At 41.5% G+C, this 19,405-nt stretch carries 18 protein-coding genes; 7 read left to right on the plus strand and 11 right to left on the minus strand.

Annotation, left to right across the window (positions count from 1 at the left end):
* Positions 1-56: 56 nt before the first annotated feature.
* Positions 57-338: an iron-sulfur cluster assembly accessory protein gene (locus SKC37_RS02270; protein ID WP_377979911.1), complete on the plus strand. Its 282-nt coding sequence runs from the start codon at positions 57-59 to the stop codon at positions 336-338.
* On the plus strand, positions 335-1,225 hold the full coding sequence (locus tag SKC37_RS02275) for a Ppx/GppA phosphatase family protein (protein ID WP_377979912.1): 891 nt from the start codon (positions 335-337) through the stop codon (positions 1,223-1,225). The genes SKC37_RS02270 and SKC37_RS02275 overlap by 4 nt, the downstream gene beginning before the upstream one ends.
* Positions 1,226-1,229: 4 nt before the next feature.
* Here the strand turns inward: SKC37_RS02275 and SKC37_RS02280 are convergent, their stop codons facing one another.
* The 5 genes from SKC37_RS02280 to SKC37_RS02300 all read right to left on the minus strand — a co-directional run bounded on the left by SKC37_RS02280 (position 1,230) and on the right by SKC37_RS02300 (position 5,486).
* A complete protein-coding gene (locus SKC37_RS02280; RefSeq protein WP_377979913.1) occupies positions 1,230-2,054 on the minus strand; it encodes a DUF3078 domain-containing protein in 825 nt (274 codons plus the stop codon).
* Positions 2,055-2,153: 99 nt separating this feature from the next.
* On the minus strand, positions 2,154-3,032 hold the full coding sequence (locus tag SKC37_RS02285) for an aldose 1-epimerase (protein WP_377979914.1): 879 nt from the start codon (positions 3,030-3,032) through the stop codon (positions 2,154-2,156).
* Entirely contained in the window at positions 3,023-3,805 is a 783-nt protein-coding gene (locus SKC37_RS02290) for a TIGR02757 family protein (RefSeq protein ID WP_377979915.1), read from the minus strand. The genes SKC37_RS02285 and SKC37_RS02290 overlap by 10 nt, the downstream gene beginning before the upstream one ends.
* A 159-nt stretch (positions 3,806-3,964) precedes the next feature.
* Positions 3,965-4,840 carry a LysM peptidoglycan-binding domain-containing protein gene (locus SKC37_RS02295; protein WP_377979916.1) on the minus strand — a complete coding sequence of 292 codons (876 nt, stop codon included), beginning with the start codon at positions 4,838-4,840 and terminating at the stop codon, positions 3,965-3,967.
* Positions 4,827-5,486 carry a hypothetical protein gene (locus SKC37_RS02300; protein WP_377979917.1) on the minus strand — a complete coding sequence of 220 codons (660 nt, stop codon included), beginning with the start codon at positions 5,484-5,486 and terminating at the stop codon, positions 4,827-4,829. The genes SKC37_RS02295 and SKC37_RS02300 overlap by 14 nt, the downstream gene beginning before the upstream one ends.
* A 64-nt stretch (positions 5,487-5,550) precedes the next feature.
* Between SKC37_RS02300 and kdsB the strand changes: the two genes are divergently transcribed.
* From kdsB to SKC37_RS02320, 4 genes are all read left to right on the plus strand, one after another.
* Positions 5,551-6,303 carry a 3-deoxy-manno-octulosonate cytidylyltransferase gene (kdsB, locus tag SKC37_RS02305; protein WP_377979918.1) on the plus strand — a complete coding sequence of 251 codons (753 nt, stop codon included), beginning with the start codon at positions 5,551-5,553 and terminating at the stop codon, positions 6,301-6,303.
* 64 nt (positions 6,304-6,367) lie between these two features.
* A complete protein-coding gene (gene metH / locus SKC37_RS02310) occupies positions 6,368-10,126 on the plus strand; it encodes a methionine synthase (RefSeq protein WP_377979919.1) in 3,759 nt (1,252 codons plus the stop codon).
* Positions 10,119-11,072 carry a methylenetetrahydrofolate reductase [NAD(P)H] gene (gene metF / locus SKC37_RS02315; RefSeq protein ID WP_377979920.1) on the plus strand — a complete coding sequence of 318 codons (954 nt, stop codon included), beginning with the start codon at positions 10,119-10,121 and terminating at the stop codon, positions 11,070-11,072. Before metH ends, metF begins: the two co-directional genes overlap by 8 nt.
* Entirely contained in the window at positions 11,072-11,428 is a 357-nt protein-coding gene (locus tag SKC37_RS02320; RefSeq protein WP_377979921.1) for a CoA-binding protein, read from the plus strand. Before metF ends, SKC37_RS02320 begins: the two co-directional genes overlap by 1 nt.
* Before the next feature lie 4 nt (positions 11,429-11,432).
* Here SKC37_RS02320 and purS read toward each other — a convergent pair whose 3' ends face one another.
* From purS to selD, 6 genes are read right to left on the minus strand one after another with little or no spacing between them, the layout of a single operon-like run.
* A complete protein-coding gene (purS, locus tag SKC37_RS02325; protein ID WP_377979922.1) occupies positions 11,433-11,684 on the minus strand; it encodes a phosphoribosylformylglycinamidine synthase subunit PurS in 252 nt (83 codons plus the stop codon).
* Positions 11,684-12,397 (minus strand): CDP-diacylglycerol--serine O-phosphatidyltransferase, encoded by a 714-nt coding sequence (gene pssA, locus SKC37_RS02330; RefSeq protein ID WP_377979923.1) that lies wholly within the window; start codon positions 12,395-12,397, stop codon positions 11,684-11,686. Before pssA ends, purS begins: the two co-directional genes overlap by 1 nt.
* Positions 12,394-13,035, minus strand: coding sequence for an MBL fold metallo-hydrolase (locus SKC37_RS02335; protein WP_377979924.1), 642 nt, complete (start codon positions 13,033-13,035; stop codon positions 12,394-12,396). The genes pssA and SKC37_RS02335 overlap by 4 nt, the downstream gene beginning before the upstream one ends.
* Entirely contained in the window at positions 13,032-13,736 is a 705-nt protein-coding gene (locus tag SKC37_RS02340; protein WP_377979925.1) for an SAM-dependent methyltransferase, read from the minus strand. The genes SKC37_RS02335 and SKC37_RS02340 overlap by 4 nt, the downstream gene beginning before the upstream one ends.
* Positions 13,733-14,494, minus strand: a complete 762-nt coding sequence (locus SKC37_RS02345; protein WP_377979926.1) for an alpha/beta fold hydrolase — start codon at positions 14,492-14,494, stop codon at positions 13,733-13,735. Before SKC37_RS02345 ends, SKC37_RS02340 begins: the two co-directional genes overlap by 4 nt.
* Complete coding sequence (gene selD, locus SKC37_RS02350) at positions 14,494-15,531, minus strand: selenide, water dikinase SelD (protein ID WP_377979927.1); 1,038 nt, start codon at positions 15,529-15,531, stop codon at positions 14,494-14,496. The genes SKC37_RS02345 and selD overlap by 1 nt, the downstream gene beginning before the upstream one ends.
* A 256-nt stretch (positions 15,532-15,787) precedes the next feature.
* Here selD and SKC37_RS02355 point away from each other — a divergent pair, with 256 nt between their 5' ends.
* The gene (locus tag SKC37_RS02355; protein ID WP_377979928.1) at positions 15,788-19,147 is read left to right on the plus strand and encodes a TonB-dependent receptor; all 3,360 of its coding nucleotides are present in this window, start codon (positions 15,788-15,790) and stop codon (positions 19,145-19,147) included.
* Positions 19,148-19,405: the final 258 nt, after the last annotated feature.

Below are 19,405 nucleotides of genomic sequence, written 5' to 3' on the forward strand. Positions count from 1 at the left end.
TATTTACCTTTCAAGTCTAAAATTAGCTAATTTTACATCGACATCCACGTTAATACATGTTAATCAATCCACCTGTTTATTTAACGGAATCCGCAGTTGAAAATCTGCGATTAATCTCTTTTCCAGAACCATTTCTTCGCGTAGGAATGCGGGGTGGTGCCTGTGGAGGAACTTTTGTATTAGGATTTGATACTAAAACTGAAAACGACGAAGAGTATTTAATTGAAAATATTCCAGTTATTATTGATCGAAGAGAATTGTTATTCGTGCTGGGTACAGAGATTTCTTACGAAGCCCAGGGCAATGGATTTTATCTTCATAAACCTGCCAAATCATGAAATTTGCTGCCATAGATATCGGTTCGAATGCCGCTCGTCTTCAAATATCTAGTGTATTAGAAAATGAGGGAGTCATCAGTTTTAAGCGAATTGAATATGTCCGCTTTGCGCTAAGGTTAGGTCATGACGTATTTAGTGATGGTGCTATTTCTCCAGAATCAGAAGTTCGGATATTTAAATTATTGCATGCCTACAAGTTGTTGATGGATTTGCATGAAGTAAAGGATTATGCTATTTGTGCCACTTCTGCCATGCGGGAGGCTTCTAATTCAGCGGAGATTATTACGCGGATTCACAAGATTTTGGATATGAAGATTCAATTGATTGATGGAAGCCGGGAGGCAGAATTGATCAATGATGTGGTCGTACAATCCTTGCATCCGAAGAAAAACTATTTGCACATAGATGTAGGTGGAGGAAGTACGGAATTGAATATCTACCGTAACCGGGAGAAATTAGCTTCTAAATCCTTTAAGATCGGGTCGGTTCGCCTATTGGAGGGGACTGAAAAAGAGGGCGATTGGGAGAAGATGAAGAGTTGGATTTCGCAGCAAAAAGGATTGATTTCAGGTGAAATTGAGGCGATTGGAACAGGAGGAAACATAGCCAAATTGTTTAATTTGTCGAAACCTGCCACAGAAGACAAATCGATGACTTTTGATGCCTTATTTGAGATGGCGGCTTATGTGGGGTCTTTTTCGTTTGAAGATAGAGTAAACAAATTGCGCTTAAATACGGACCGGGCTGATGTCATTGTGCCGGCTGCTTCTATCTATTTGACTGCGATGGAGTTAGGCGGCTGTAAGACGATTTTAGTACCTGATTTAGGGTTGAAAGATGGGATATTACAAATGTTGTATGACCGGTATTTGAATCGGAAGAAATAAAGATTTATTTCTCTATACGGTAGACCAATCCCATGGATAGTACTTGGGAGAATTGCCAATTAGGGTCTTGGTCATAATCTCGAAAAAGAACAATCTGAAGATTCGTACTGACGTATTTATTTACTTTCATGGTTACATTGGCATCTAAGCGATGGACAATACTATTTGATAGAGTTAATCTAAAATAGTCTATCAGGGCTGAATAACGTGCTTTTACGTTGATGTTTTCCCAGACATCCTTATCTATGTTCACTAGGTATTGAAATACGAATTGATTACGTATATTATCCCCTGGTTTTTCTAAACCGTATAAACCCGCTCTAGATATAGCTTGATCGAATACAAAGGTTTGGCGTAAACTACCGATACCAATTCGGGTATAGAACGACTTGTCTGGGTGGTATTCAAGACCCATGGAAGAGGTTAAATAGGCCGGTGCGAATAGACTAGAAATTAACGAATCGACAGGGATGCCCGCTTTATTTTTCTTCCCATAATCGTAGCCATTGAAAAATTGTGTCTGGAAGTTCGTAGATCCATAAAAGTCCCATTTGGGGCTAATGCGATAACCAGCCTTAAACTCATAGGCGATCCGGTCTATATTCTTCCGAAGACTTTGGGTGCGGTTTTGGAGAAATCCTACTTGTAAATTTAGATCCGAATTTAAGCGCCATGATTCATTTGAAACGTTCGCATTGTGATTCAAAAACCAGCCTATAGCCAGCGTGTTTGTTCCCCCACCTTTCCAGTTATCACTGAAACTAGATTGATTTAAGTTAATCCCAGATGTCATCACTTGTTTCCATTTATTTGCAGTTGAATCAGCCATAGAATCCCCTAATGCGGGGCTCAGCACAGATATCAGAAGCAAAATAAAAAGTGGGTAACACCTCATGTGACAAAGGTACAAAAAAGCTGAATGAATGGTTTATTTTCCTATGGATAAACGGATCTGTCCTGAAAAGGCTTCAGATGGGGCTAATTCGATCAGCCCATCACCTGTATTGAATGCATCCGTATTAGCGGTCATGGGCTCGATGGCCACCGAGTTATAACCCTCCGGTTGGAAAACTACCAGGAATGGAAATTGAATAGAGGACTGCTCTAAAAATAACGACCGCTGGTGTTTTTTGTCGACAAACTCGGTGATATGATTTGCCATAGGCTCTAATCGAAATACGTGATCTACTTTTTCTTGACTGAAAATAAATTCCGTTTTTCCTTGAAGATTTTCCTCCTTTAAAGGAATCATCTGAGAATCAGAAATAAACCGACTTGTCGGATGGAATTTGATGGATAAATCCGCTACGGTTGTATCCGGGAATTGGAAATAGGGGTGCCACCCACAGGCGAATGGCAGGGGTGTTAACCCCGTGTTTTGGGCTTCAAAAGTGATTACTAATGCCCCATCGTCTGTTAATGTGTATAAGTATCGGAATGTAAAGGGGAAAGGATAGTTCGGTTCTTCTCCATTGTAGGCATGTTCCAGTGTAATGGAATTTTCTAATTTTTCAACAATGGTGAATGGCGCTCTAGCTAATAAACCATGAATGGCGTTGCCTAGTGCCGGTTCGGTAATAGGTAATTGGTAATTTTTTCCTTTAAATGAATAATTTCCATTGCGTACTCGATTTACCCAAGGTGTTAATAAGGCGCTGGGATGGTAAGGGTTACTGGACAAAGCATGAGTCGAGTTTCCTGGTAAATCGATCAGGGATATTCCGTCTAAATTTAGCTCGGTTAAACTGGCTCCTACTTTTAGGTCAATGACTAAGGAGTTTCCCGTTTTTGTGTTTCTTATTTCCATAGCGTTTTGTCTTCGATGCCCATTCCATACAGGGCAAAATCATATTTTACTGGATCAGCAGGGTCTAACTGGCGTAAAGTTTCTGTTAGTGCCAAAGCCGTCTTCCAATTCGCTTTCTCCTCCTGCATTAGTCCTAATTGAGCAGCTGTCCGCATGGAATGTACATCCAACGGACAGACTAATTGATCGGGTTTAATGGTCGTCCACAGTCCAAAATCAACTCCTGCCTGATCTTTTCTCACCATCCAGCGCAAAAACATGTTAATGCGCTTGCAGGCTGAATTTTTCTGAGGAGAGGCAATGTGTTTCTTCGTTCTTTCTGGCGCCCATTCTGAATTGAAAAAATAATCATGAAACCCATTTAATCCGTTTTCGACGGTTAAGTCATTCGGCTGTAAACCTCTGTTGAACGCAGTTTCTAGGGAATTATTACGTTGGTAATGTCGTTGAAATAAATCAATAAAGTAGAGGGTGTCTGGGTACTGAAAGGTGCGGTGCTTAAACGTTTCAAAGCGTTTTAAATCAGACGCTTGGTGCTCCAAAATAAACTGGTAAGGTGCTCCATCCATCAGTTCGATGAGTGTTCGCGCATTTTGAAGTATAGTTTTACGTTGGCCCCAAGCTAGTATGGCCACCCAAAAACCCATGATTTCTTTGTCTTGTAAGGAGCTAAAGGAATGTGGAATTTGAATAGGATCGTGTTCAATGAAGCGCGGATGATTGAAAAAAGCGAATTTCTCTTCTAAGATGGCCGCTATTTTTTCGTTGATCATTTTCGACTAAAAAAGGCAACAACCCGAGACGGGATGGAGAATATCCAAACTAATACGGTTACCACCGTCGAGAAAACCGCTAAAAATGGGTAGGATAAAATAAAAAATATCTCAAAAACTACGTGCCCTGCTGTAATGGGCCTTTTTCTCTTCGTCATTCTACTGTAGTAAATATGATATTTCTGCTCTAACTCGCTTATCCACAGCATTCAATTTCTCAAATGCCTTAGGGGATAATTTTATGATGACTTTATTGTCCCCATTCGGTAAACGACCGATGACCTTTACCCAAATACTTTGGTTATTTGTCAAGTTTTTAACCAAGACTAAAGTTCCAATGGGCGCTGTGCGGTGCAAGGCCAAAAATTTACCTGAATTATCTGGTACATCGATTAATTCTGCGATACCTGTTTCAATTTTCTTTTTGATATCCTCAGGACCTTTTTCTTTCGCTGGAGCCTCTGTAACCGGAGCGGGTGCTGTTTCTGATTTCACTTCATTCTTTGCAGGCAATAGATTTGTTTTATCGACGGCTATTGTTGATTTGGATTCTGCTGGATCCGAAACGACTAATCGCTGCCCCTCTTGAAGACGGTCAGTGGTTAAATTATTCCATTTGCGTAACTCCGCCATGGTAACTTTATACAAATTTGCTACCGATAATAAGCCTTGTTTAGGGCCTACAACGTGCATTTTTGCTTCTTTAGGTACATCTGCCACTTTTTCACTTGTCGCTTTCTCGTCTGCTACTTTAGGGACAGTGGTACTTTCGTCCAAATAGTGTAGGGGAATGTAGACAATCTCTCCTGTTTTCACTGGAATTTCTACTGCTGTATTGGCTGATTTGAACTCAGCTAAAGATAGGTTGTAGCGTTTTAGAATGGAGAATAATGATTGCTTATTGCCTACTTTGAATAGTAAGAAAGTCTTATTGTTTTCCTTTTTTAATCCCAAAGAATCAAGTGTAGTAGCCTTTGTCGCTATATTTAATCCAAACAGAAAAGCGATTAGTAGGGTTAGTTTATAATTTTTCATAAATCTTCAATTTCAGTTTATCCTGCACGAAAATCAATTGTTCATTGAGTAGCGTAAAGGTTTGGTATCCGATGGAGTCTCCTTCTGCGATCTTTTCTAATAGGATCGTGTCAAAGGCTAAATTGCATACCCTAAGGTAGTTTTTCCAGCCGTTATCGTAAAGATAATAAGAAAATAATAGCTTATCCTCCCCTTCAAAATAATCTATTCCTTTCGCAATGCTTTCATTGAATTGCTGTTGAAAGAATGTTTGAAAGTCTTTGAAATACGACTGGCTCTCCTCGTAATGTTGTGGTACTTGAAAAGAAAAGGTATTCTCTGTATTTATAGGGCGCGTTTTTTCTTCATTAAGTAATTTTAGCGGTGTTAAAGAATAGGTTTGTATGGACTCTATTCCTGGGTTTTTCGAGCGCTGTAATTTGATAAAGATAGCCTCGTTTTCAGCCCCTTGCTGAAAGTTTAATTGGGCATAATCGTCTGGGGCTTTTCCCAGCAAAAACACTTCTTTCGTATCTAAATCAACGGAATGCCAAAACGCTTCGTGCTGGCCCCTTGTCTCTACCCACAATTTAGGCTTTTCCGGCTTTCCCCAAAAGCGGATACTCCAGATCGGTTCAGTAAAGGAATGTTCGAAAAATGATGACAAAGGGTCGAATGTTTGGAAATAATGTGCAAATTTGGCAAAATTCTATCGAAAATACGTAATTAATATGATGCATGGCAAAAAGGTGGTCGCCATTATTCCGGCTCGTTTCGCATCCACTCGCTTTCCCGGAAAACCGCTAGTCGATTTAGGTGGCAAACCGATGATTCAACGTACCTATGAGCGTGTAAATGCGGTGGAGGGTTTTGACCGAATCGTGATTGCGACAGATGATCAACGAATTTTTGATGTGGCCGTAGGCTTCGGGGCTGAGGTGATGATGACTGCTGAAACGCATTTAACAGGAACCGATCGCTGTGCCGAAGTACTAGGTAGATTAGGTGAAGCGGTCGATTATGTGGTGAATATTCAAGGGGATGAGCCTTTTATTGAACCGGAACAACTCATAGAAGTGGCTGCTGGATTTACATCTAATGCACCTATTTTAACCCTCATAAAAAAAATAACCGACGTAGAAACCTTATTTAATACCAATACACCTAAGGTAATACGCGACGAAGAGGGAAACGCGCTTTATTTTTCGCGTCAAACCATTCCCTTTTTAAGAGGGGTGGAGCCATCGGATTGGTTAAACAAACATACTTTTTTTAAACACATCGGATTATATGCCTATCGAGCAGATATTCTTCCGAGTTTAAGTTCCCTGAAACCTACTTCATTAGAGCTGGCTGAATCTCTAGAACAATTGCGTTGGGTGCAAAATGGTATTCAAATTAAAGCTATTGAAACCCAATTTGAAACAGTGGGAATTGATTCTCCTGCTGATCTAGAAAAAATTCAAAAAATGGGCCTCATTTAGGCTGAAAAGCGGTATATTTGCTGGATTTTTGGCATAAACATCTGTCCAAAAATACGATTAAAACATGCAGAGACCGAATATAAAAGACGTATTGCGCGAAAAGATTTTAGTGCTTGATGGCGCAATGGGTTCTTTGATCCAACAATACAATTTAACGGATGCGGATTACCGAGGCGAACGATTTAAGAATTTTCCGCACGAGGTAAAGGGAAACAATGATTTATTATCGATCACGCGTCCCGATGTAATCAAGGAAATTCACGCGAAATACTTTACTGCAGGTGCTGATATCGCAGAAACGAATACGTTTTCCGGAACTTCCATTGCGATGGCGGATTACCACATGGAGGATTTGGTTTACGAATTAAATTTCGAGTCAGCGAAGATTGCGCGGGAAGTGGCAGATGAATTTACAGCCCAGAATCCATCTAAACCGCGTTATGTAGCTGGATCCATTGGACCGACGAACCGAACCCTTTCCTTATCTCCAGATGTAAATGATCCAGGTTTTAGAGCGGTAACATTTGATGAATTAGTTTTTGCTTATACCGAACAAATTCAAGGTTTAGTAGATGGTGGAGCAGATTTACTCTTGGTTGAAACCATTTTCGATACCTTAAATGCGAAGGCAGCTTTGTTTGCCATCGATCAATATTTCAAGCAAAATCCATCTAAGCCTTATTTGCCGGTGATGGTTTCTGGAACGATTACAGATGCCTCAGGGCGTACCTTATCAGGCCAAACAACGGAAGCATTCTTGACTTCGGTATCCCACATGCCTTTGCTTTCAGTCGGGTTAAACTGCGCTTTAGGTGCGGATCTAATGCGTCCTTATGTGAAGACTTTGAACGATAAATCCCCTTTCTTAGTTTCTGCTCACCCGAATGCGGGCTTGCCGAACGAAATGGGTGAATACGATCAATCTCCAGCTGAAATGGCGGTGATCATCGATGATTTCTTAGCAAATGGCTTCTTGAACATCATTGGAGGATGTTGCGGAACTACCCCAGCCCACATTCAAGCGATTGCGGAAGTAGCTGCGAAACACAAACCTCATGTGATTCCAGAAGAAAATGTCAACCAAAAATTATCGGGTCTTGAGCCTTTAGAGATTACGGAATTAACCAATTTCGTGAACGTAGGGGAGCGTTGCAATGTGACGGGTTCGAAGAAATTTGCCCGTTTAATTCGCGAGGAGAAATTCGAGGAAGCCATTGCGGTTGCCCGTGAGCAGGTAGATGGTGGTGCGCAGATTTTGGACATCAACATGGATGAGGGGATGATTGACGGCGTGAAAATGATGCCTCAATTCCTGAATTTATTGATGGCAGAGCCAGATATCGCTCGTTTACCGATTATGATTGACTCCTCGAAATGGGAAGTAATTGAAGCCGGTTTGAAATGCGTGCAAGGAAAGTCAGTGGTTAACTCGATCTCGTTGAAAGAGGGGGAGGAGAAATTCATTGAATCCGCAAACAAAGTAAAAATGTACGGAGCCTCGGTGGTCGTGATGGCCTTTGATGAAACGGGTCAAGCAGATTCGTACGAGCGTCGTATCGAGATTTGTCAACGTGCTTACGATATTTTAGTTGATAAAGTAGGTTTCCCGGCTCAGGATATCATTTTTGACCCGAATATTTTAACGGTTGCGACGGGAATCGAGGAGCATAATAATTATGCAGTTGATTTCATCAAAGCAACCAAATGGATTAAAGAAAACTTGCCACACGCGAAAGTTTCGGGTGGGGTTTCAAATATTTCCTTCTCTTTCCGAGGAAACGAATTAGTGCGGGAGGCAATGCATACCGTGTTCTTGTACCACGCGATTAAGGCGGGTATGGATATGGGTATCGTTAATGCCAGTCAATTAGGCGTTTATGATGACATTGATAAAACGTTACGCGATTTGTGCGAGGATGTTTTATTGAATCGCAATCCGGAATCGACAGAGAAATTAGTGGCTTATGCCGAAACGGTTAAATCAGCCGGGAAAGAATTAGTAGTCGATGATGCCTGGAGAAAAGAGCCCGTAAACAAGCGTTTAGAACACGCCTTGATTAAAGGTTTGACGGAATTCATCGATGAAGATGTAGAAGAAGCGCGTCAATTAGTGGAGCGTCCGATTCAGGTAATCGAAGGTCCGCTGATGGATGGAATGAATGTGGTGGGGGACTTGTTTGGTGAAGGAAAAATGTTCTTGCCGCAGGTCGTGAAGTCGGCGCGTGTGATGAAAAAGGCGGTGGCCTATTTATTGCCTTATATCGAAGCGGAGAAAGATGGCGGGGAGAGTTCGTCCGCAGGAAAGATCTTGATGGCGACGGTGAAAGGTGATGTGCATGATATTGGAAAGAATATTGTGGGCGTGGTTTTGGCTTGTAATAATTACGAGGTAATCGACATTGGTGTGATGGTTCCTTGCGATAAGATCCTGGCTGCGGCGAAGGAGCATAACGTGGATATCATCGGTTTATCCGGTTTGATTACGCCGTCTCTTGATGAGATGGTGTATGTGGCCAAAGAAATGGAGCGTCTTGGTTTCAAAGTGCCTTTATTGATCGGTGGAGCCACCACATCCCGTATTCATACGGCGGTTAAAATTGACCCTCACTATTCAGGACCCGTGATTCACGTATTAGATGCCTCCCGTTCTGTACCGGTGGCAGGTCGTTTATTGCAAAGTGAATTGACTTCTCAAGAAATCTTCAACGAGATTAAAACGGAATACGCTGAATTGAGAACGGCTCACGCCGCTCGTCAGCAAGAGAAAAATTACTTATCCATCGATCAAGCTCGCGCAAAATCAAGTGGTATTGATTGGACTGGATTTAAGTCTAAACAACCGTCTTTCTTAGGCGTGAAGTATTTCGAGGATTATTCCTTAGAAGAAATTGCGAAATACATTGACTGGACGCCGTTCTTCTCGACTTGGCAATTATCGGGTAAATACCCACGCATTTTCGATAACGAAGTGGTAGGGAAAGAGGCGAAGAAATTATTCGATGATGCCCAGGCTTTATTGAAAGAGATTATAGCTAATAAATCGCTTCAGGCGAAAGCCGCTTTAGGTTTTTTCCCGGCCAACTCGCTTGGAGATGACATTATCTTACACGATTACGTGGAGAAGGCGCTAGAGGTGGCTTGCGAGAAGCACGGATTGCACAAACAAGTTTCGTACGAGATTCAACACAAAGACGAATCCTCAGATAAGAGCCAGTGGTTGCACCATTTGCGTCAGCAAGGCCAAAAAGCAAGCACGCTTCCTAACCGTTGTTTAAGTGACTTTATTGCTCCTTTAAACTCGGGCGAGACAGATTATATCGGTGCCTTTGCAGTGACGACGGGTCTGGGTATCGAAGCGCTTTTAGATAAGTACGAAAAAGAGCACGATGACTATAACTCAATTATGGTCAAGGCTTTAGCAGATCGTTTGGCGGAAGCTTTTGCTGAATTATTACACGAACGTGTGCGTAAAGAATATTGGGGCTATGCGGCTGATGAGACTCTTAGCAACGAAGACTTGATTTCGGAGAAATACGACGGTATTCGTCCGGCACCTGGTTATCCGGCTTGTCCAGATCACACGGAGAAGAAACGTTTGTTTGAATTGTTGGATGCGGAGAAGCAAATCGGGATTCAATTAACAGAGAGTTATGCGATGTACCCGGCCTCTGCGGTGTCTGGATTCTATTTCTCTCATCCAGAGAGTACGTATTTTGGTTTAGGTAAGATTGCCAAAGATCAAGTAACAGATTATGCGAAGCGCAAAGGAATGTCTCTAGACGACGTAGAAAGATGGTTAAGCCCTGTATTGAATTATGACTAAGATTACTAAATACTTTGAGGAAGCGGCGGGAAAAACACTTTTCTCCATCGAGATCATTCCACCGATGAAAGGCCAACATTTGGGCGAATTGATGTCGCACATTGAGCCTTTGATGGAATTTAAGCCGCCCTTTATTGAGGTGACGTACCACCGCGAGGAATATGTCGATAAAGTCGTGGATGGGGTTTCTAAGCATATTCCTATCCGCAAGCGTCCAGGTACCTTAGGTATCTGCGCCTCCCTTATGCAACGCTTTCAAATCGAAGCGGTTCCTCATGTGATTTGTGGCGGATTTACCAAAGAAGAAACGGAGGATTTCCTCATTGACTTACACTATTTAGGGATTGAGAATACACTTCTATTGCGGGGAGATCAAGAAAAAGGAGAAACTCATTTCGTTCCTAAGCCTGGTGGTCACGCCTTTGCGAACGAATTAGTGGAGCAAGTAGTGGCGATGAACCAGGGTATTTTACTTTATGAAGAAACAGAATCGTTACCCACGAATTTTTGTATCGGTGTTGCCGGTTATCCTGAGAAGCACATTGATGCGGTTTCTTTTGAAGAGGATATGCGCTATTTAAAGCAAAAAGTAGATGCGGGTGCGGATTACATCGTCACACAGATGTTTTTTGATAATGCTAAGTATTTTGATTTTGTTCAAAAATGCCGTGAAATGGGTATTCATGTACCCATTATTCCAGGTTTGAAGCCTTTAGCAACAGAACGTCAATTAGATATCTTGCCCGAGATTTTCCATTTAGAGATTCCTGCAGAATTTGTTTCTGAGGCACGTAAATGCACGAATAATGCAGCAATCAAGCAATTAGGGATTGAGTGGGCAGTTCAACAAGGAAAAGAATTAATCCAAGCCGGTGTTCCTGCCTTGCATTTCTATACCATGAGTAAATCAGATAGCGTGCGCGCTATCGCAGAAAAGTTATTCTAATGAAAGTCTTAGTCTATGGTGCGAGTACGAATCCAAGTCGATATGCCTATATCGCGACGGAATTGCTTTTGCAGCATGGACACGAGGTTTCTCTAGTAGGGATTAAGAAAGGGGAAGTATTGGGATTGACTATTCTGCAAGATCAACCTGAGCTATCAGAAATTGATACGGTTACACTTTATGTAGGTCCTGCGAATCAGGAGGGTCTTTTGAACTATCTTTCCGCCCTATCACCTAGACGGGTGATATTTAATCCAGGCACTGAAAATCAGGTGTTAGAGAAAGCCTTACAGAATAAGGGAATAGAAGTAGAAAAGGCCTGCACGCTAGTTTTATTGCATACAGGCCAGTTTTAGGCTCTTATTGAGCTGTCAACGTAAACTCAAATTCCTCCATAATCAAGTTTGCTAGCAATTTCTTACAAGCGTTAGTCACCACTTCATTTGCCTCAGCTTCAGAAGCTGCATCCACCGTTAATGTGATGTGCTTGCCGATACGAACGCCTTCCACTTGGTTAATGCCTAAGTTTTGTAAGCCAATAAGTACCGCTTTTCCCTGAGGATCAAGGATTTCTTTTTGAGGCATTACGTTGATTTCAGCTAAGAATTTCATTATTTGTTTGGATTTAAAAGGAAAATAAGGCCGGAAAGGAGGATGTATGCGATCACTAAAACCGGAATTGCTGCAAATTTAAGCATAACAAGGGCAGCAATGCAAAAAATAAGGAAAATGAATTTTATTTGATTGCTTTTCCAATCCCAGGTCTTGAATTTAAATGCGAGTAAAGGCAATTCACAGACCAAAAGATAACTCATCACCACCGCATAAATTAACAGGCCTTTGAAGTGAAGAATATAGGCGCTGTATTCCGGCTGAAAATGTAGAATTAAGGGTAAAGACGCAATTAATAGACCATTTGCTGGTGTAGGGACTCCGATAAATTGGTCACTTTGGCGAGTATCAATATTGAATTTAGCCAAACGATAAGCAGACATCAAAGCCAATGCAAACACCATAAAGGGCTTATAGAACCCGAATAGACCCACAGTGCATTGAGCCCCACAGCTTTGCTCCACTAAAGAAAACAAGATAAAGGCAGGTAAAACCCCAAAAGAGACCATGTCCGCCAAGGAATCCAGTTCTTTTCCCAAATCAGAATAAGCTTGTAAGGCGCGTGCTAAAAATCCATCGAAGAAATCGCATACTAAGGAGATGAATATACAATAGGAGGCGCTCACTAAATCGCCCTGCATTACGAACCAAAGTCCGATGCAACCCGCTAATAAATTACCCAGCGTTAATAGGTTAGGGATTTCTTTTTTCATGCTTTTACGTAAGGATTGGATACTTTCTCCTCTCCGATGGTGGTGCTTCCTCCATGTCCGGGATACACAATCGTCGAATCAGGTAAAGTATATAATTGAGTTTGAATACTATGTACTAAATCAGCGTGATTGCAAAGTGGGAAGTCCGTTCTGCCCACACTGCGTCTAAACAACACATCCCCATCAAATAAAAGTCCCTCTTTTTCAAAATACAAGGCCACATGACCTGGAGCGTGCCCTGGTACAAACAAGATTTTGATTTCCATTTCACCAATGTTTAATACTTGGTTGTCCTCATACCAAACATCGACTTCAGAGGGTTGGTAGTGCGGGAATCCATACACTTGTGCTCGATTTGCCGCATCTTTCAATAGAGGTTCATCTTTCGGGTGTAGGTAAAAAGGAATCTTAAATTCTTGTCTAAAATATTCCACCCCTAGCACGTGATCGATGTGTGCGTGTGTATTTAAGATGTGGGTTATCGTGATGCCTTTTTCTTCAATGAAAGCTTTCAATGTTTGGCGCTCTTCGTAGGTATAACAGCCTGGGTCCACGATGATACCTGTCCCATTTTCATCCCAAATGATATAGGTGTTTTCTTGAAATGGATTTAACGTAAAGGCTTGATGAAAGATCATATATATTTACCTAAAAGGAAGATACAAGGTTTTTTATGTAAGTCAGGTTGCGCTTTGGCCCAATCACCTGCTTTTTTTGTTTGGACAAAACCTGTGGGCGCGGTTATGTCACAGGCAATGCAAATTAGGGAATCTGGTGCACATTGTGCAATTAGATCTTCCAAAAGCGCATTATTACGATACGGTGTTTCAATGAAAATTTGTGTTTGACCCCATTTGGCAACATCTCTATCTAATTGTTCGATTTTGCGAATACGGGCTGCTTTATCGATGGGTAAGTAGCCGATGAAGGCGAAGCTTTGGCCAGAAAATCCAGACCCCATTAAACCTAATAGGATAGAAGAGGGGCCTACTAATGGAATTACTTCGATGTTTTGTTGCTGTGCAATCGAAACGGCCAAGGCCCCCGGATCTGCCACCCCAGGGCAACCTGCTTCTGAAATAACACCGATATATTCGACTGACCTATGTTTTGTATAAAAATCAGTGACTGTTTTAGCTTGCGTGTCTTTATCCAAAACCTCAAAAACCAAACGGTCTATCTGAATTCCCAGTTTCAATTCGCTGATAAATCTCCTGGCCGTTCGCACATTTTCGACTAAATAATGTCTCGTCTGCTGAAGAGCCGCTAAGATTTGAGGGGGTAGGACTTCGGAGGAAGTATTTTCAGCAATCGGGCAGGGGATGAGAAAAATTTTCATAAATACGATTGAAGCGCCTGTAGAAATTGTTCCGGTTGATCCGCTTGCACCCAATGGCCCGCCCCAGGAATCTCTACTAATTCAAAATTAGGAAAAATTTCCGCAATGTATCGTTCGTCTTCCGGTTGAATGTAATGGGAATCAGCTCCCTTAATGAATAACGTTTCGGTATTCGAGGCAGCAGGAACGAATAATTCGTGTCCTACCACATCAATATTTTTGGTGATTACTTTCAGATTAATTCTCCACGCAAATTGCTGCTCTGCGTTTCTGTACAGATTCTTTAAAAGGAATTGACGAACGCCTTCTTTTTCTTCAAAGCGTTTCAAATGTTCATTCGCAGCTTGGCGACTCTCTAATGTAGATAAGTCAAGGCTGTTTAATCCTTCCAAAATGTGCGTATGGTGTACCGGATAGAATTTAGGCGCGATATCGACAATCACGATTCGGCTAGCAATTCCTGGATGCAAAAGGTCGAATTGCATGACCACCTTGCCTCCCATACTGTGACCGATGAGGATGGGGTTTTCTAAGTGATGCTCCTTTATGAATTCCAACAGATCAGCCGCCATCACCTCGTAGTTGAATTCGTCTCCCCAGGGCGATTGTCCGTGGTTTCTTTGGTCCACTAAAAATACACGGTGATTTTCAGAGATCGCTTTTCCAAAACCTAACCAATTATCCGAGGTCCCAAAAATGCCATGTAGAATAATAACCGGCGTTCCCGATTCACCAAGTGCGCGATAGAATAGTTTCATTAGGCTAAGTAAATGGCTTTTTCTTTGCGTTCCGTTAATTCCCCAATAGGACTTAATTCAAATCCATTCTCCAGTGCGAATGCTTCAAATGCAGCCGTATGTTCCGCTTCTACAGCGATTAATAGTCCTCCAGAAGTCTGAGGATCCGCTCCTATATAGCGTTGGCGTTCTGAAATCTCCTCGCTTAAACGCTCGCCATAGCTAGCTAAATTACGCGCTGTTCCACCTGGGAAGCACTTTTGGTCTAAATAATGATCTATATTAGGGAGCAAAGGCAAGTTCTCGAACGCAATTTTAGCGCTCAAGCCTGATCCATCTGCCATTTCGACTAAATGTCCGAACAAGCCAAAACCAGTCACATCCGTTAGGGATTTTACATATGGTAAAGGTCCTAGTTTTTCACCGAAGCTATTCAATGTGCTCATTTGCTTTACAGCACGAGCCAAATCTCCAGGACTAACGATGCCTCGTTTTTGGCCTGTAGATAAAATACCCACGCCCAATGGCTTCGTTAAGTATAACATACAGCCTTTCGTGGCTGTATCATTCTGTTTCAAATTTTCTTTGCGCACTTTTCCAGTGACCGCAAGCCCAAAAATAGGTTCAGGCGAATCAATCGAATGACCTCCTGCTAACGGAATTCCTGCTTCGGCACAAGCTGCGCGTCCACCTTCAAGTACTTGTGCCGCAATTTGTGGGGCTAATTTATCAATCGGCCAGCCTAAAATGGCGATGGCCATCAGAGGACTTCCGCCCATGGCATAGATATCAGAGATCGCATTTGTTGCCGCGATTTTTCCAAAATCAAAGGGATCATCCACAATCGGCATAAAGAAATCCGTCGTCGAAATAACAGCCTCTCCATTCTGCCAATCAAATACCGCCGCATCATCACGGCTCTCATTACCGACTAATAAGTGGGGATGGGTGGCCTTCGGCTTGTCTGATTTAAGGATTTGGTCCAAAATCTGCGGAGATATTTTACATCCGCAACCTGCGCCATGACTAAAGGAAGTTAATTTGATTTGTTCTGACATCTGAAATAGTTAGGCTACAAAATTATTCTTTAAATAATTAAAAATTAAGTTTCTGTTAAATAATTGCGATTTATAGGACTATAAGAGGCTGCTACTGCTAGGATATTGCAGGTTTTTTAAAGATTAGTCCTAAATATCAACGAATTACCCCATTTTCAGTGAAAATACTTTTTTGAGATATTTTGGAGTATTTGATTTTTCTAGTTTATTTTGTGTTATCATTTCTCAAATTATTATATAACTAAATTCCAAATTTATGCAGAGAAGGTTTATTACTAAATCAGTGTTATTAGGAGCGTTTTTTGCGCTTGTGATGGCACTACCTGTTGGGCAAGCCTTTGCTCAGGGGTCTACAACATCCGCTTTGTCGGGTACTGTTGTGGATGAAAAAGGAGAAGGGTTACCAGGTGCTACGGTAATCGCAGTTCACGAACCTACGGGTTCTCGTTACGGTGCATCCACTCGTGGAGATGGTCGTTACAACATCGTTAACATGCGTGTAGGTGGTCCTTACAAAGTGACTGTATCTTTCGTAGGTTACAAAGAATCTGTTCAATCAGGTATTTCTTTGACGTTGGCTTCAGAACTTCGTCAAAACTTTAAATTAGAATTAAACCAAGCTCAACTAGAAGAAGTTAAGGTGGTTGCGTCTCGTTCCTCTGTGATTAACTCTGGTCGTACGGGTGCTGCTACTACAGTTTCTAACAGCTCTATCACTACTTTACCTACGTTAAACCGTTCGTTAGGTGATTTCGCTCGTTTAGATCCTCGTGCAAACGGATTGAACTTCGCTGGTCGTAATGCATTATACAATAACGTAACGGTAGACGGTGCGTTCTTTAACAATGCGTTCGCTTTATCTCCTACGATTGGTGGTCAAGCTGGTGCTTCTCCAATCTCTGTAGACGCGATTGATCAATTCCAAGTATTAATTGCTCCTTATGACGTTCGTCAAGGTATGGCAACGGGTGCTAACATCAACGTAGTAACGAAATCAGGTACAAATGATTGGACTGGTTCTGCTTACTATTTTGGTACAGACCAAAACCAAGTAGGTAACAAAATCGGTGACGTAACTAACCAATATGGTAACTTCCAAAGAGGTCAATTCGGTGGTCGTATCGGTGGTGCTATCGTAAAAAACAAATTGTTTATCTTCGGATCATTTGAGCAAGAATTACAAACTCAACCAGGATCTAACTTTGTGGCGCGTCGTGCGGGTTCTACAGCTGGTAACCAATCGGTTGCAACTGTTGAGCAATTAGAAGCTATTAAAAGCTTGTTGAAATCGAAGTTTAACTACGATCCAGGTGCTTACGAGAACTGGGACAAAGAAAATTATTCACAAAAAGCGAACATTCGTTTAGATTGGAATATTTCTGACAAGCACAAGTTTAACTTGAAATACAACTACCTACGTTCTTATGCTGATGTTAGCCCATCTTCATCTGGATCTTTATCAGGTGGTCGTAACCCATCAGCTACGGTATTACCTTTCCAAGGTTCATTATACCGTATCAACAACAACTTAGATTCGTACATTGCTGAATTGAACTCAACGTTCTCAAGCAAATTAGCGAATAACTTGACTGTTGGTTACACACAAATGCGTGACTTCCGTCAATCACCTGTAAATAACACTCCGTTCCCTACAGTTGATATCGGTAACAATAACTTGAACGAGTTAACTGCTTTTGGTTTCGAGCCATTCTCAGCTAACAACATCTTGGATTCAGATATCTTCCAATTATCTGACAACTTGACTTACTATGCAGGAAATCACGTATTTACCTTAGGTGCTGCGTTTGAGATGAATGCATTTAGAAATGGTTTTGCTCCTAACTACTATGGTGGCTACCAATTCAAGTCAGTAGATGACTTTATTGCCTCTGTAAATACAGGTGTTTCTAATGCAGTTCAATACCAACAATCTTGGTCTAACTACGCTACGTTCCCATTTGCGGAAATGAAGGGTAATACGACTTCATTGTATGTACAAGATGAAATCACAGCAGCTAAAGGATTGAAATTAACTTTCGGTCTACGTGCAGATGGAACTTCATTCCCAGTAGATAATGATCCTAAGTATAACAATGCGTATGTTCCTAGCTTGACTTTCCGTAATAACACGGTGTTAAGAACAAACCAATTGCCAGACTTTACGACTTTATGGTCTCCACGTTTTGGATTTAACTGGGATGTGAAAGATGATAAGACTACACAAGTACGTGGTGGTTTAGGTATCTTCTCTGGACGTGTTCCTTACGTTTGGTTATCTAACCAATTGTCTAATAATGGTGTGTTATTTGGATCTGAGCGTTTAACAAATCCAACAAACCGTCCATTCAACGCGAATGTAGATGCTTACCGTCCAGCGGTAGCTACTTCTATTATCCCTACGTCTTATAACTTAGCGGTAACAGATCCTAACTTCAAGTTCTCTCAAGTATTCCGTGCTAACTTAGCGGTAGATAAGAGCTTAGGTAATGGTTGGTTAGTATCAGTGGAAGGTATCTACACGAAGGATATCAACGCTGTCTATTTGGAAAACGTAAACTTACCAGATTCGAAAGTGAAAGCGGTAGGTGCTGATAACCGTGTTATTTATTACACAGCAACGAACGGAGTTCCTACCAATACGAAGATCAACCAAATCTATGGTAACGTTAAAGGAGTTAACGCTCCAGCTGCGGGTAATTCAGGCTTGAATCCAAACATCTCTGATGCGATTGTCATCAAGAATACACAATTAGGTTATTCTTATGCATTAACGGCAACGGTTTCTAAGGCATTTGATAATGGTTTATTTGCTTCCTTATCTTACACAAACTCTGATTCTCGTTCAGTGAATGACGGTGGTTCTATCGCTCAATCACAATGGAGAGATCGCGTTGTGTCTGGAGATCCTAACGAAGACGTAGCTTCTTATTCTTCTTATATGCAATCACACCGTTTCAACGCGTATGGTTCATATAAATTGAATTACTTGAACGATAAGGCTTCAACTACATTTGGATTTACGTATTCAGTTGCTCCAGCAGGTCGTTTCTCTTACACGTATTCAGGTGATATGAATGGTGATGGCCAAACAGCGAATGACTTAATGTACATCCCTCGTGGAGAAGGTGAAATCATCTTGAAAGACAAAGTTATTTCTTACAACGTTTCTCAGAAATTCACTTACACGGCAGCACAACAATGGGCTGATTTAGATAAGTACATCTCTCAAGATGCTTATTTGAACTCTCGTCGTGGTCAATATGCTGAGCGTAACGGTGCTGAATTACCTTGGGCTGCAAACTTTGACTTCAAAGTAATCCAAGATTTCTACATCAATGTAGGTGGTAAGAAAAATACGTTACAATTCACTTTGGATGTATTTAACTTAGGTAACTATGCATCGTCACAATGGGGCTTAAATCAAACAGCTTTACGTGCTGGTTTAGTATCTTACTTAGGTAATGATGCTGCTACAGGTAAGCCAACGTTTGAATTCCCTCACCGTTACCAAGGTAACCCAACATCATCTGTACCATTGACAGATTCATTCCAACGTAGCTTTGGTTTAGGATCAAGATGGCAAGCACAGTTTGGTGTACGTTATATCTTTAACTAATAAAAAAGGGGACTTAGGTCCCCTTTTTTATAGAGTATAGATTATAGAGCATAGAGTATAAAGTAGGTTAACAAAAAAGGCGCTTTAAGCGCCTTTTTTGTTTGTATAGGAAATAATTTCCTCCGGGCTGATTTCCTCCGGACTCATTGACTAAGCCGAGGGTGGCTCCGCAGCTTGAGGCGACTCTTTGACTACTGTTTTAGAGTAGAGATTGTAGAGTAGAGAGCATAGATTTGGTTAACAAAAAAGGCGCTTAAA

This window comes from Aquirufa esocilacus (assembly GCF_042715595.1).
GTDB lineage: Bacteria > Bacteroidota > Bacteroidia > Cytophagales > Spirosomataceae > Aquirufa > Aquirufa esocilacus.

Bases quoted from the DNA above. Each gene is read 5' to 3' on its own strand.
- SKC37_RS02320 (WP_377979921.1), top strand. From the start codon at position 11,072: ATGAAAGTCTTAGTCTATGGTGCGAGTACGAATCCAAGTCGATATGCC.
- purS (WP_377979922.1), bottom strand. From the start codon at position 11,684: ATGAAATTCTTAGCTGAAATCAACGTAATGCCTCAAAAAGAAATCCTT.
- SKC37_RS02340 (WP_377979925.1), bottom strand. From the start codon at position 13,736: ATGAAAATTTTTCTCATCCCCTGCCCGATTGCTGAAAATACTTCCTCC.
- SKC37_RS02280 (WP_377979913.1), bottom strand. From the start codon at position 2,054: ATGGCTGATTCAACTGCAAATAAATGGAAACAAGTGATGACATCTGGG.
- pssA (WP_377979923.1), bottom strand. From the start codon at position 12,397: ATGAAAAAAGAAATCCCTAACCTATTAACGCTGGGTAATTTATTAGCG.
- metF (WP_377979920.1), top strand. From the start codon at position 10,119: ATGACTAAGATTACTAAATACTTTGAGGAAGCGGCGGGAAAAACACTT.
- SKC37_RS02290 (WP_377979915.1), bottom strand. From the start codon at position 3,805: ATGATCAACGAAAAAATAGCGGCCATCTTAGAAGAGAAATTCGCTTTT.
- SKC37_RS02345 (WP_377979926.1), bottom strand. From the start codon at position 14,494: ATGAAACTATTCTATCGCGCACTTGGTGAATCGGGAACGCCGGTTATT.
- SKC37_RS02270 (WP_377979911.1), top strand. From the start codon at position 57: ATGTTAATCAATCCACCTGTTTATTTAACGGAATCCGCAGTTGAAAAT.
- SKC37_RS02295 (WP_377979916.1), bottom strand. From the start codon at position 4,840: ATGAAAAATTATAAACTAACCCTACTAATCGCTTTTCTGTTTGGATTA.
- SKC37_RS02335 (WP_377979924.1), bottom strand. From the start codon at position 13,035: ATGATCTTTCATCAAGCCTTTACGTTAAATCCATTTCAAGAAAACACC.
- SKC37_RS02355 (WP_377979928.1), top strand. From the start codon at position 15,788: ATGCAGAGAAGGTTTATTACTAAATCAGTGTTATTAGGAGCGTTTTTT.
- SKC37_RS02275 (WP_377979912.1), top strand. From the start codon at position 335: ATGAAATTTGCTGCCATAGATATCGGTTCGAATGCCGCTCGTCTTCAA.
- metH (WP_377979919.1), top strand. From the start codon at position 6,368: ATGCAGAGACCGAATATAAAAGACGTATTGCGCGAAAAGATTTTAGTG.
- SKC37_RS02285 (WP_377979914.1), bottom strand. From the start codon at position 3,032: ATGGAAATAAGAAACACAAAAACGGGAAACTCCTTAGTCATTGACCTA.
- kdsB (WP_377979918.1), top strand. From the start codon at position 5,551: ATGATGCATGGCAAAAAGGTGGTCGCCATTATTCCGGCTCGTTTCGCA.
- selD (WP_377979927.1), bottom strand. From the start codon at position 15,531: ATGTCAGAACAAATCAAATTAACTTCCTTTAGTCATGGCGCAGGTTGC.